Annotated in this window: 11 protein-coding genes and 1 pseudogene; 4 read left to right on the top strand and 8 right to left on the bottom strand. The window is 49.7% G+C overall.

All coding sequences use genetic code 11. From position 1 onward, the window contains the following. Positions 1-56 precede the first annotated feature (56 nt). Positions 57-431: a hypothetical protein gene (locus ACTHUG_RS05180; RefSeq protein WP_049322337.1), complete on the bottom strand. Its 375-nt coding sequence runs from the start codon at positions 429-431 to the stop codon at positions 57-59. Positions 432-652: 221 nt separating this feature from the next. Between ACTHUG_RS05180 and ACTHUG_RS05175 the strand changes: the two genes are divergently transcribed. Beyond that, positions 653-871 (top strand): YdcH family protein, encoded by a 219-nt coding sequence (locus ACTHUG_RS05175; RefSeq protein ID WP_036491484.1) that lies wholly within the window; start codon positions 653-655, stop codon positions 869-871. A 231-nt stretch (positions 872-1,102) separates the two neighbouring features. Beyond that, positions 1,103-3,304 (top strand): FepA family TonB-dependent siderophore receptor, encoded by a 2,202-nt coding sequence (locus tag ACTHUG_RS05170; RefSeq protein WP_440385773.1) that lies wholly within the window; start codon positions 1,103-1,105, stop codon positions 3,302-3,304. A 180-nt stretch (positions 3,305-3,484) separates the two neighbouring features. On the opposite strand, the pseudogene ACTHUG_RS05165 reads toward ACTHUG_RS05170, so the two are convergent. The 4 genes and pseudogenes from ACTHUG_RS05165 to ACTHUG_RS05150 all read right to left on the bottom strand — a co-directional run bounded on the left by ACTHUG_RS05165 (position 3,485) and on the right by ACTHUG_RS05150 (position 6,408). Beyond that, a pseudogene (locus ACTHUG_RS05165) lies at positions 3,485-4,148 on the bottom strand (NAD(P)H-dependent oxidoreductase). A 235-nt stretch (positions 4,149-4,383) separates the two neighbouring features. Continuing rightward, the gene (gene aspA / locus ACTHUG_RS05160; protein ID WP_440385774.1) at positions 4,384-5,781 is read right to left on the bottom strand and encodes an aspartate ammonia-lyase; all 1,398 of its coding nucleotides are present in this window, start codon (positions 5,779-5,781) and stop codon (positions 4,384-4,386) included. 89 nt (positions 5,782-5,870) lie between these two features. Next, positions 5,871-6,071 (bottom strand): hypothetical protein, encoded by a 201-nt coding sequence (locus tag ACTHUG_RS05155; protein WP_063068698.1) that lies wholly within the window; start codon positions 6,069-6,071, stop codon positions 5,871-5,873. A 190-nt stretch (positions 6,072-6,261) separates the two neighbouring features. After that, complete coding sequence (locus ACTHUG_RS05150; protein WP_003685706.1) at positions 6,262-6,408, bottom strand: hypothetical protein; 147 nt, start codon at positions 6,406-6,408, stop codon at positions 6,262-6,264. A gap of 298 nt (positions 6,409-6,706) precedes the next feature. Here ACTHUG_RS05150 and ACTHUG_RS05145 point away from each other — a divergent pair, with 298 nt between their 5' ends. Together ACTHUG_RS05145 and mfd are read left to right on the top strand one after the other, a co-directional pair. After that, positions 6,707-7,399 carry a VIT1/CCC1 transporter family protein gene (locus tag ACTHUG_RS05145; protein WP_440385775.1) on the top strand — a complete coding sequence of 231 codons (693 nt, stop codon included), beginning with the start codon at positions 6,707-6,709 and terminating at the stop codon, positions 7,397-7,399. A gap of 130 nt (positions 7,400-7,529) precedes the next feature. Beyond that, positions 7,530-10,934: a transcription-repair coupling factor gene (gene mfd / locus ACTHUG_RS05140; RefSeq protein ID WP_440385776.1), complete on the top strand. Its 3,405-nt coding sequence runs from the start codon at positions 7,530-7,532 to the stop codon at positions 10,932-10,934. 91 nt (positions 10,935-11,025) lie between these two features. Here mfd and ACTHUG_RS05135 read toward each other — a convergent pair whose 3' ends face one another. The 3 genes from ACTHUG_RS05135 to ACTHUG_RS05125 all read right to left on the bottom strand — a co-directional run bounded on the left by ACTHUG_RS05135 (position 11,026) and on the right by ACTHUG_RS05125 (position 12,136). Continuing rightward, entirely contained in the window at positions 11,026-11,328 is a 303-nt protein-coding gene (locus ACTHUG_RS05135) for an ArsR/SmtB family transcription factor (RefSeq protein WP_070625688.1), read from the bottom strand. A gap of 79 nt (positions 11,329-11,407) precedes the next feature. Continuing rightward, a complete protein-coding gene (locus ACTHUG_RS05130) occupies positions 11,408-11,929 on the bottom strand; it encodes a rhodanese-like domain-containing protein (RefSeq protein ID WP_440385777.1) in 522 nt (173 codons plus the stop codon). Positions 11,930-11,941: 12 nt separating this feature from the next. Then, positions 11,942-12,136 carry a YgaP family membrane protein gene (locus ACTHUG_RS05125; protein ID WP_003685761.1) on the bottom strand — a complete coding sequence of 65 codons (195 nt, stop codon included), beginning with the start codon at positions 12,134-12,136 and terminating at the stop codon, positions 11,942-11,944. Positions 12,137-12,479 lie beyond the last annotated feature (343 nt).

Raw genomic sequence — 12,479 nt, 5'->3', positions numbered from 1 at the left:
GCATTGTCAACAATTGTGTCGGGTGTTTGGTTTCAGACGGCCTGGAGCTGAAGGATTCATTTGAAAATATCGTCTTGTTTTAAATGAAAATCCATTTTTTCCAAAAGCGCGGCCAAATCGGCTTCGGCTTGGGCGGCTTGAAGATTTTTTGCCAGCTCGGCCATGGCCGCTGCATTTAAACGCTCTTTCTCCAGCCGTAGGGCTTCTTCGCTGAAGATTTTGATATTGTCTGCCGATTCGGCGGCATCTATTTTTTCAAATGGATAAAATGATTCTTCGTGCACGGCCAAACCGTCGGGCAGGGGCGCGGCATGGTTGAAGTCGGCATCATTGACCGGCATCCATGAAGGATGGTTTTCAAGCAGGATAAATTGTCCGTCCATGCCGTTGATATGACGGAATAGGGTGGTTCGACCATTGTGTAAACGCATAAGCCCGATTGTATGCCCAAGTCGGCAAACCGTCTATAAACCCGTTTCTTTCCATTGGGACGATGGCTAATGTTGATATTATTAATTTTGACATAAAGCAGTTTCGGCTTAAAAAAGACTGGATAAAACGCCCGTGTTTGTTATAATGAAGCTAAAGATTAATTCGTCCTAGTTTTTGGCAGCAGTACTTTTTTATTTAATTAACAAGAGAGGAAAACAAAATGTTTCCAGAATATCGCGATCTGATTTCTAAACTGAAACAAGAGGATGCACACTTTGCCCGTTTGTTTGAGGAACACAACGAGCTGGACGATAAAATTACCGGTTTGGTGAATAACGTGGTAACCAGCGGCTCCGAAGAAATCGAGGAGCTGAAAAAAGCCAAACTCAAACTCAAAGACGAATTGTATGCCCTTTTGCAAAAAGCAGCAGGCAAATAATTAAAATTTGAATAAGGCCGTCTGAACGGTATGATAGGAATCTCAGATTCCCTTTCATGCCGGTTCAGACGGCCTTTTTAATTATTAGGCATTTGGTTATTTTTATTGGCTTAATTTAACGAATAATTGTAAATCACTCTTAATTGCATTGAAAACTCTGTTAAGTTTATTTAAAATCCCGAATAATTTTTATTTTGATTTTAACAAACAAAGTTAAAGAGAAACGATGCAATGAAAACATTCACACTCGCCATTTTGCCTTTGGCATTAATCAGCGCATTCTCTCACGCTGCTGAAGAGAAAGCTGCCGAACAGGCTGAAGTCGATACCGTTTACGTTACTGCCGAGAAGCAACTGCAACAGTCGCTGGGCGTGTCGCGTATTTCAAAAGACGACATCGACAAGCGTCCTGCCGTCAACGATATTTCCGAATTTGTCCGCACCATGCCGGGCGTCAACCTGACCGGCAATACAGCGACGGGTCAGCGCGGCAACAAACGCCAAATCGACCTGCGCGGTATGGGCCCTGAAAACACATTGATTCTGATTGACGGCAAGCCTGTAAACTCGCGCCAATCCGAGCGTATCAGTATGCGCGGTGAACGCAATACGCGCGGCGACAGCAACTGGGTGCCGGTTGAAGAAATTGAATCCATCACCGTTTTGCGCGGTCCGGCGGCAACACGTTACGGCTCCGGCGCGATGGGCGGCGTGGTCAATATTGTTACCAAAAAAGTGTCTAAAGAATTAAAAGGCCAAGTCAATCTTTACGCCAATCAGCCGCAAGACAGCAAAGAAGGCGCAACTCGCCGTATCGGCTTCAATTTGAGCGGTCCGATTATTCAAGATACTTTGGGCTTCCGCATTTACGGCAACCTGAATAAAACGGATGCAGATGCAGCCGATATCAATGCCGGACACGGCAACGACAGCGCGGCCGGTGTCGAAGGCGTACGCAATAAAGACATTGCAGGCCGTCTGCAATGGAAAATCAGCCCTGCGCAAACATTGATTTTAGACAGCAGCTACAGCCGTCAGGGCAATATCTACAACGGCGATACGCAAAACAGCAATCCACGTTCCGCTTTAGTTAATTCTTTAGCTGACGGCAAAGCCGAAACTGCCCGTTTATATCGTTCCGCTTATTCTTTAACGCATGACGGCGCATGGGAATGGGGCGATACCAAAAACGTGATCAGTTATGAGCGTACAGTCAACAGCCACTTGCCTGAAGGTTTGGCCGGCGGTCCCGAAGGCAGCTATACAGGCTTGGATTTTGTTCAAAGCCGTCTGAAAAACCTGCGTTTCAGCAGCGAAGCCAATATTCCGTTTAAACTCGGTGTTGATAATGTATTGACGGTCGGCGCAGAATTTACTGACAGTAAGCTGGATGATCCTGCTTCCAATAGTCAGGGATTTAAAGACCAAGGTAAGACTGACGTGTTTGATGGTATTTCAGCAGTACGCGGCGGTAAGGCATCGCAACGCAACTGGGCAGTTTACGTTGAAGACAATATTTCGTTGACCGACAAAACCCATCTGATTTCGGCCATCCGTTTCGACCACAACAGTGACAGCGGCAGCAACTGGAGTCCGGCGTTGAACTTCTCGCATCAAATCGGCGAAAACTGGTTGGTCAAAGGCGGGATTGCCCGTGCGTATAAAGCGCCAAATCTGTATCAAACCAATCCTGACTTTATCCTGTACACGCGCGGTCAAGGTTGTCCGATTGATGCGCCGAACAGTGTCCGCTGTTACTACATGGGCAATGGCAATTTGAAACCTGAAACCAGTATCAATAAAGAGATTGGCCTTGAGTTCAATAAAAACGGCTGGCAGGCATCCGCGACTTATTTCCATAATGCGTACCGCAATAAAATCGTGATTGGTGAAAATATCATTGCCACCAGCAATATCCGCAACTGGCTTTTGCAATGGGAAAATACGCCGAAAGCGACTATTTCGGGTATCGAAGGCAACTTGGTGATTCCGTTGCATGACACACTCAAGTGGAGCAACAATTTCACTTATATGCACAAATCTGAAGATTATCAAGGTAATCCATTGTCTCTGGTACCGAAGCATACCCTCAACAGCACGTTGTCTTGGACACCAAACGAACATTTTGATGCCAACCTGACCTTTACCCACTATGGCCGTACTAAACCGCGCGGCGTAGCGATTAATAGACTGGAACGAGACGGTAATCCTCGTGCAGGGGTTACTCCTTTGACTTCCGAACATAACCAAACGCAAGTCGGCTCTTACGGCATTTGGGGCATCAATGCCGGCTACAACTGGAACAAACGCGTGGCCGTTCGTGGCGGTGTCAGCAACCTGTTCAATAAAAAACTGTACCGCACAACTGCCGGCGCACAAACATACAACGAACATGGCCGTGCTTTCTACGGCAGTTTGAAAGTATCGTTCTAAGCAGTAGCGTATTAAACAAGGCCGTCTGAAACGTTGTGAAATGAAATCTAGGATTTCTGACACAGGGTTTGAGATGGCCTTTTTATTTGGATTTTTAGCAGTCTTTGTTGTTACGGAATTTGCTTCTCTTTTAGAAAAAAATAAAAGGGCGGCATGGGCCGCCCTGAAAATCCAAACCGCTTATTCAACCCAAGTTACCATTTCTTCAATCGGTTTGCGTGCTTTTTTGGTAATTTCTTTGGCGCGATAGCCGAATGTTGCCGCTACGGATACGCCCCATTCGTTGGCATCAAACAGGCCTTCTGCTGCCAATACTTCGTTCATTTTGTCGTAGTTGAAGCCTTCGATTGGGCAGGAATCGATGCCGATGGCGGCTGCGCCTGTGAGCATATTGGCCAAAGCGATATAGGTTTGCTTGCCGCTCCAGTCAAAGAGTGCGCGTTGGTCATCGGCAATTTTAATGTCGGTTTCTTGGAAGCTTTTGTATCTTGCCAACGCTTTTTCCAGCTGTTCGCCTTGCAGGCCTCTACGTTCGGCAACACTGCGGAAGAACGGGGTATCGTAACGGGCATTTTTCTTGGCAAGGATAATAACCAGATGGCTGCAGTCGTCCAGTTGCGATTGCATACCCCAGCTGAAAGGTTTGAGCTTTTCTCTCAAGGCTTTGTTTTGGATAACCAAAAATTTCCATGGCTCGGAGCCGACGGAGCTGGGAGAAAGGCGGGCAAATTCTAAAATCGCTGCAAAATCTTCTTGGCTGATTTTTTTTTTCGGGATCGTAATAACGGGTGGAGCAGCGATTTTCGAATACTTGCAGCATTTGTTCGCGTGTAATTTTACTCATTGGTTTTTCCTAATAAATGAAGATGTTATTTTGACCGTTTTGCCGAATCCGGTTTGCGTGAATTGGAGAAGGAAACAGGATAGGGCAGCACCATGTTAAATCAAACCCTGCGGTTAGGCTATCTTTTAATTTTGAATTTCGCAGAAAAAATCGATTAAGTATCAATATGAATATGAAAAGGCCGTCTGAAATTTTAAAAGTGAAGTTTCAGACGGCCTTTGATTTCAAATCCTGATTACAGATGCGGATTCATCAGGTTTTCTGGTGAGAGGATGCGGTTGAGCTCTTCTTCGCTCAACAGGCCGCGCTCCAGTACGACTTCGCGCACGCCTTTGCCGGTTTGGGCGCAGATCTTGCCGACCAAATCGCCGTTGTGGTGGCCGATATACGGATTCAGATAAGTGACCAAACCGATGGAGTTGAAAACGTAGCGTTCGCAGATTTCGCGGTTGACCGTAATGCCTTTGACGCATTTTTCGGACAGGTTGACCGCGGCGTTGCCCAAGAGGGAAATGGTTTCAAACATACATTGGGCGATGACCGGCTCCATGACGTTCAGCTGCAATTGACCTGCTTCGGCTGCGAAAGTGATGGTGGTGTCGTTGCCGATGACTTTGAAGCACACTTGGTTGACGACTTCAGGAATTACCGGATTGACTTTGGCCGGCATGATGGAAGAACCGGCCTGCAATTCAGGCAGGTTGATTTCTTTCAAACCGGCGCGCGGGCCGGAAGAGAGCAGGCGCAAGTCGTTACAGATTTTGGACAGTTTGACGGCTGTGCGTTTCAATGCGCCGTGTACCATCACATATGCGCCGCAGTCGGAGGTTGCTTCGATCAGGTTTTCAGTCAGTTTGCAAGGCAGGCCGCTGACTTCGGAAAGTTTCTCAACAACCAAAGCCGCATAGCCTTTAGGCGTATTCACGCCTGTACCGATGGCGGTGGCGCCGAGATTGACTTCAAGCAGCAGGGATCGGGTGCGGTCGAGGTTGAGGATTTCTTCTTCCAGCAACACTTGGAAAGATTGGAATTCTTGTCCGGCCGTCATCGGTACGGCGTCTTGAAGCTGGGTGCGGCCCATTTTCAAAACGTCTTTAAACTCTTCGGCTTTGGCGGCAAAGGCGTTTTTCAGGATGGCCAGTTTGTCGAGCAATTCGCCGATGCTGTAATACACGGCAAGGCGGAAGCCGGTAGGATAGGCGTCGTTGGTGGATTGGCTGGCATTGACATGGTCCATCGGATTGACGATGTCGTAGCGGCCTTTTTCGTATCCCAACACTTCCAGCGCAAGGTTGGCAATGACTTCGTTGGTGTTCATGTTGACCGAAGTACCGGCGCCGCCTTGATAAACATCGGACGGGAATTGGTCGAGGCAGTGGCCTTTGACCAATACTTCGTCGCAGGCTTTTTCAATGGCGGCCGCAATTTCCGGCTTGATGGCACCCAATGCGCCGTTGGCTTGCGCGGTGGCTTTTTTAACCATCACCATGCTGCGGACAAATTGCGGTACGTCGGAAATTTTTTGCGTGGAAATTTTAAAGTTTTCAATGGCGCGCAGCGTGTGGACACCCCAATAAACATCAGCGGGGATTTCGCGGTCGCCCAATAAATCGTGTTCGATTCGTACAGTCATTTCTCTTACCTTCTCGTATAGTTGTGTTGGTGTGCGTTATGCGTTTGGAACATTAGCCCAGTTCGGCAAGATTGTCCAGTCGGTAAGGCTTAATCGTCAGGGTGAAAACGTGCCGCTTCGCGCTCTTTCGCGGCTGTCTCTTTATCTTTCAATTTCGCACCCAGTCCCAACATTTTTTCATATTCGGATTGCGGCGTGCCGTCGTCCTGCATACCGAACGCGCTGGCGTTGACCCAGAGGGCGAGTAGGGAAACGATAATGGCGAAAAAGCTGACGATATACCAAAACATTTTTTTCTTCCTTGTGTGTCTGCGGGGGCAGATTGTTGTGGTTTGTAAAGATGTGAATGTAGCACAAACGCGGTTGGGTTTAAATTCTTCTCCCGCATCCTTTCATTGATTTACCTGTAAGTGTTTAGAAAGGAAAAGGCCGTCTGAAAAGTAAGACTTTTCAGACGGCCTTGAGGCTTTATCGGGAAGATTAGCCGCCGCATGCGCCGCAGCAACCGCCTTCGCTGTGACCGCCGCGTTTTTCTTCGTTGTTGATAACGGGCAGCTCGGTTTCTTCGGTTTGCTCTTTTTTATCTTCAGGCAAATCGTTTACTTTGATTTTGTTTTCTTCGGCCATGATACATCCTTTCAATGGATTGAGGAGTGGAAAGATTTATAAAGATAGCATCTTTAAACGAATAAACCAAGCAGCACAAAACTGCCTTGTGATAATGCCATGACTTGGAACAATAAATTTGCTTGTAAAAGCGTTAAGGCCGTCTGAAAAAATCCAAAGAGGAGTGTTGGTTTTTATGGTTTGGAATGATGGCCGTAAGATTTGTGAATGTTTGGGTTTTAGGGTTGAACTGACATGGATTTCAAAAAACAATACAATGTTATCATCATCTGGACACTGCCAATTTATTGGAGCATATATGTATTCACACCACAGCGAACGCCATTTCAGCGACCGTAACAACTGGCTTCGGGCAAGCGTATTGGGGGCCAATGACGGGTTGATTTCCACTGCCTCGCTATTGACAGGCGTAGCCGCCGCCGCGCCCGATTTCCAAACCCTGCTGTTGACCGGTGTTTCGGCGCTGATCGGGGGCGCAGTATCGATGGCGGCGGGGGAGTACGTTTCCGTATCCAGCCAATCGGATACGGAAAAAGCCGATTTGCACAAAGAATGCTACGAATTGGCAAACAATCCTGATGCAGAGTTGGAGGAGCTGACTGAAATTTACCGCCGCCGCGGTTTGTCCGGCGCGCTTGCTGCCGAAGTCGCTCAAGCCTTGATGGAACACGATGCACTTGCCGCCCACGCGCGCGACGAAATCGGCATCACCGAAACCTCGGCAGCCCGTCCCATGCAGGCCGCGCTGGCTTCTGCCGCTTCATTTTGTGCCGGCGCAATTTTGCCTTTACTGGTTGCATTGACAGCTTCTGGTGCCATTGTCCCTGCATTGGCCGTCTCCACTTTGTGCGGACTGGCATTACTGGGCTATGTTTCCGCCAAACTGGGCGGCGCACCTGTTGTTCCTGCGGTTATACGCGTGTGCCTGTGGGGCGTGGCGGCTTTGGCGATAACCGGGTTTATTGGAAAATTGGCCGGTGTGGCGGTTTGAATGTAAGGCCTTGTATTCTTTTAAACCTGTATCCAGTAAAATTGAAAATCTATTTGATTGCTAAAGGCCGTCTGAAAATTTTTCAGACGGCCTGCGGTGCTTGTATTGACTTATTGCACACTGTTTTGTCATGACCTATCCGATTCCTAAACCCCGTGAAAAATCCCGTTGGCTCAATCTTTCGCAAGGCTCGCTGCCCTTGGCTTTGGCGCGTTATCTGCCGCATAAACAGCTCAAGGTTGTCTTGACCCAGGATGCGGAACAGGCGCTACGCCTTCAGACGGCCTGGCTGTTTTTCCGTCCGCACGATACGGCGGTGTTCCTGCCGGACTGGGAAACGCTGCCTTACGAGCGTTTTTCTCCGCATCAGGATTTGGTGTCGGAGCGCTTGTCGGCATTGTGGCGGATTAAGAGCGGCGCGGCGGACGTGTTGTTCGTGCCGGTTGCCACGGCAATGCAGAAACTGCCGCCCGTGCCGTTTTTGGCGGGGCGCACGTTTTGGCTGAAAACGGGGCAGACTTTGGATATAGGCCGTCTGAAAACCGATTTGGTGGATGCGGGCTACAACCATGTTTCCCATGTTGTCGCTGCGGGCGAGTTTGCCGTGCGCGGCGGGATTGTCGATTTGTTTCCGATGGGCAGCGAAATGCCTTACCGCATCGATTTGTTCGACGATGAAATCGACAGCATCAAAACCTTTGACACCGACACGCAGCGCACCATCTCCCCCGTTTCCGAAATCCGACTGCTGCCGGCGCACGAATTTCCCACCGACAGCGAGGCGCAAAAGATTTTCCGCAGCCGCTTCCGCGAGGAAGTCGATGGCAATCCGAACGATGCCGCTGTGTACAAAGCCGTCAGCAACGGCCATTTCGGCGCGGGCGTGGAATATTATCTGCCGCTGTTTTTTGAAAACGAGCTGGAAACGCTGTTTGACTATATCGGCGAGGATGCGCTGTTTGTCTCTTTGGGCGACGTTCACGCCGAGGCAAACCGCTTTTGGAGCGACGTCAAATCGCGTTACGCCATGGCGCAGGGCGATGAAACCTATCCGCCTTTGCTTCCACAGCATTTGTATCTCTCTGCCGATGTGTTCGCAGGCCGTCTGAAAAACTACGGACAAGTGCTGCCCGATGTTTCCGGAAAAGAACACACCTTGCCCGATCTTGCCGTGAACCGCCAATCCGACGAGCCTTTGCAGGCATTGAAGGATTTTCAGACGACCTTTGAAGGACGGATTTTGCTGTGTGCCGAAAGTTTGGGGCGACGCGAAACCATGCTCGGTTTCTTGCAGCAAAACGGTTTGAAAGCCAAAAGCGTGTCCGACTGGCAGGGCTTTTTATTGGCGCACGAGCCGCTGATGATTACGGTTGCGCCGTTGGCTTACGGGTTTAAATTAGAAGATCAAAACATCGCGGTCATTACCGAATCCGATCTTTATCAATACGTTGCCCGTTCGCGCAAACATCATCGCAAGAAACACGCCGCCGTTTCAGACGGCCTGTTGCGCGACCTTGCCGAAATCAACATCGGCGACCCCGTCGTGCACGAGGAACACGGCATCGGCCGATATATGGGCTTGGTCACAATGGACTTGGGCGATGAAACCAACGAAATGATGTTGCTTGAATACGCAGGCGAAGCGCAGCTTTATGTGCCTGTTTCGCAGCTTCATTTAATCAGCCGCTACTCCGGTCAGGCGTATGAAAACGTCGCTCTGCACAAGCTCGGCAGCGGCGCGTGGAACAAGGCGAAGCGTAAAGCCGCCGAAAAAGCGCGCGACACCGCCGCCGAGTTGCTCAACCTCTACGCCCAACGCGCCGCCCAATCAGGACACAAGTTTGAAATCAACGAGTTGGACTATCAGGCGTTTGCCGACGGCTTCGGCTACGAAGAAACCGAAGACCAGGCCGCCGCCATAGCCGCCGTGATTAAAGACTTGACGCAGGCGAAACCGATGGACCGTCTTGTGTGCGGCGATGTCGGCTTCGGCAAAACCGAAGTCGCCCTGCGCGCCGCGTTTGTGGCGGTGATGGGCGGCAAACAGGTCGCTGTACTCGCCCCGACCACGCTTTTGGTCGAGCAGCACGCACAAAATTTCGCCGACCGCTTCGCCGATTTCCCCGTGAAAGTCGCCAGCCTTTCGCGTTTCAACAACAGCAAAGCCACCAAAGCCGCGCTGGAAGGTATGGCGGACGGCACGGTCGATATCGTTATCGGTACGCACAAACTGGTGCAGGACGATATAAAATTCAAAAACTTAGGCTTAGTGATTATCGATGAAGAACACCGCTTCGGCGTGCGCCAAAAAGAGCAGCTCAAACGCCTGCGCGCCAATGTCGACATCCTTACCATGACTGCCACGCCGATTCCGCGCACCCTCAGCATGGCGCTCGAAGGCCTGCGTGACTTTTCACTGATTACCACTGCACCGAGCCGCCGCCTCGCCGTCAAAACCTTTGTCAAACCCTTCAGCGAAGGCAGCGTGCGCGAAGCCGTATTGCGCGAACTCAAACGCGGTGGACAAGTGTTTTTCCTGCACAATGAAGTGGATACCATCGAAAACATGCGCGAGCGGCTGGAAACCCTGCTGCCCGAAGCCCGCATCGGCGTGGCGCACGGGCAACTGCGCGAGCGCGAGTTGGAGCAAGTGATGCGCGACTTTTTGCAGCAAAGATTCAACGTGTTGCTCTGTTCCACCATCATTGAAACCGGCATCGACATCCCCAACGCCAATACCATCATCATCAACCGCGCCGACAAATTCGGACTGGCGCAACTGCACCAGCTTCGCGGGCGTGTCGGCCGCAGCCACCACCAAGCCTACGCCTACCTGCTCACGCCCGAATACATCACCAAAGACGCAGAAAAACGCCTCGACGCCATCGCGGCGGCAGACGAACTCGGTGCAGGTTTCACCCTAGCCATGCAGGATTTGGAAATCCGTGGCGCAGGCGAAATCCTTGGCGAAGGACAATCCGGCGAAATGATACAGGTCGGCTTCACGCTCTACACCGAAATGCTCAAACAAGCTGTGCGCGACCTCAAAAAAGGCCGCCAGCCCGACCTCGACGCACCGCTGGGCATCACCACCGAAATCAAACTGCACAGCCCGGCATTACTGCCTGAAGACTACTGCCCCGACATTCACGAGCGCCTCGTCCTCTACAAACGCCTCGCCGTCTGCGAAACCGTACAGCAAATCAACGCCATACACGAAGAACTGGTCGACCGCTTCGGCCTGCCCGAACAACCCGTCAAAACCCTCATCGAAAGCCACCACTTACGGCTTACGGCAAAAGAATTGGGTATAGATGCTATTGATGCAACCAGCGAAGCGGTAACGGTAACCTTTGGCAAAAACAACAATGTCGATCCAACTGAAATCATCCTATTGATTCAGAATGACAAAAAATACCGCCTTGCCGGAGCCGATAAGCTGCGATTTACCGCAGAGATGGAAAATATCGAAGTGCGGATTAATACGGTGAAGAATGTATTGAAGACTTTGAAAGATAGGGTGATGGTTAAGTAGAGAGGTTAGGAAAAGGCCGTCTGAAAATTTTCAGACGGCCTTTAAAATTATAAATGGATAGATTTTTTGACTATTTTATTTCGGCAACATTTCAAGATTTTTCTGCACAGAAAAAGGAATACAGCAACTGTATCATCTCGGTTACCCTCGGGTCGGCAATGTAATATTGCCGTTCCCGATGGTTTACTTCAAATGATACCAAACCGGCTTCGCGCAACAGGGCTAATTGGCTGGACATTGCCGCTTGCGGCAGTCCGGATGATTCAGCCAATTCGGTTACATTGTGCGGCCTTTCATGTAGTTTGCACAATACGGCGAGGCGGTTGGGATTTGCCAGAAGTTTGAGAAAAGCGCTGGCTTCTTCGTAGGGCGGTTGATTGTCGGCAGTGGTCATTTTTCACGCTTGTCGGCAAATGAGGAGGTCGAATTATCAGTCATAATGGCCTCAGCAGCAACTTTCAGACGGCCTTTGCTTAATGGTTCCATGGCATTTTGGCCAGCAGGCGTGCCATGCCGCAGAATCCGGTTAGTCCGGCCGTTAACAGGCCTGCGCCGACCATCACGTCTATCAGATAAAACCAAGGCGATACCAGCCAACCTGCCAGCACGCCCAACAGAATCAAACTGCCCGCTATGGTTTGCACCTGCCGCATGATGTCCGGTGCCGACTGGTCGGCAACAATAGGAAGTCCTACTGATTTCCATGCCAGTAAGCCGCCTTCTAGAATATAGCATTCGCGACCTTGGCTAAGTGCTGACAATATTGTTTCTGACCGTGTTGTACGTTTACCGCTCAGGCAATAAAAAATTAGGCATGGGGCCGTATCATCGGGCAGTTTGTCTCGCTGCTGTTCAGGCGGAAGGGATAATGCACCGCCAATATGTCCGCCCCGATATTCGGCTTGGCTTCGGATATCGACTGCCAACGCGCCCTCACGGATTTTTGCCATTGCTTCGGAAGGCGTAATTCGCGGGAGTTGTCCGACCGTACTCATGTTTTGCCTTCGTTATTTTTTGTTGATGCGGCAGGTGTTGATGCCCAATAAACTGTACAGCGCGCAGTTGCCAATCAGTGCTGTACCCAGGGGGATGATGCCCAGCCAACCCCACCAGCCAATTTGTCCGGTAGCGGCTGCAGCGATTAGTGCTACACCGATAACAATACGGATTACGCGATCCAAAGTACCCAAGTTTCGTTTCATTTTATTGCTCCTTGTTTAAGAATGGATTGTCTATAAATAAACACATATAATAAAAATCATATATGAGAAATATTATAGCTTTAAAGATGACTTTGTCAAATGGTTTACAGTAAAAGTGTAATGAATATTTGCATTGTATTTTTTAAACGCACAAATAGAATCAATCTCCAACGGTATGGTTAAATGTAAAAATACAGCCTGATATTTTCAGACGGCACTGGAGATGATCTATATAATATTTTATTTATATTGGAAGAATTGGTAGTCAGTTTTCAGAAGGAATCAAATCATGACCGATTTGGAAAAGAAGCCCAATGGAGAAGATTTGAAGACTGGATAATCC

The sequence above is a fragment of the Neisseria sp. P0022.S009 genome, assembly GCF_051956675.1.
GTDB lineage: Bacteria > Pseudomonadota > Gammaproteobacteria > Burkholderiales > Neisseriaceae > Neisseria.
Note: the sequence above shows the minus strand (reverse complement) of the source record. Positions and strands in the feature narration are given on the sequence as shown.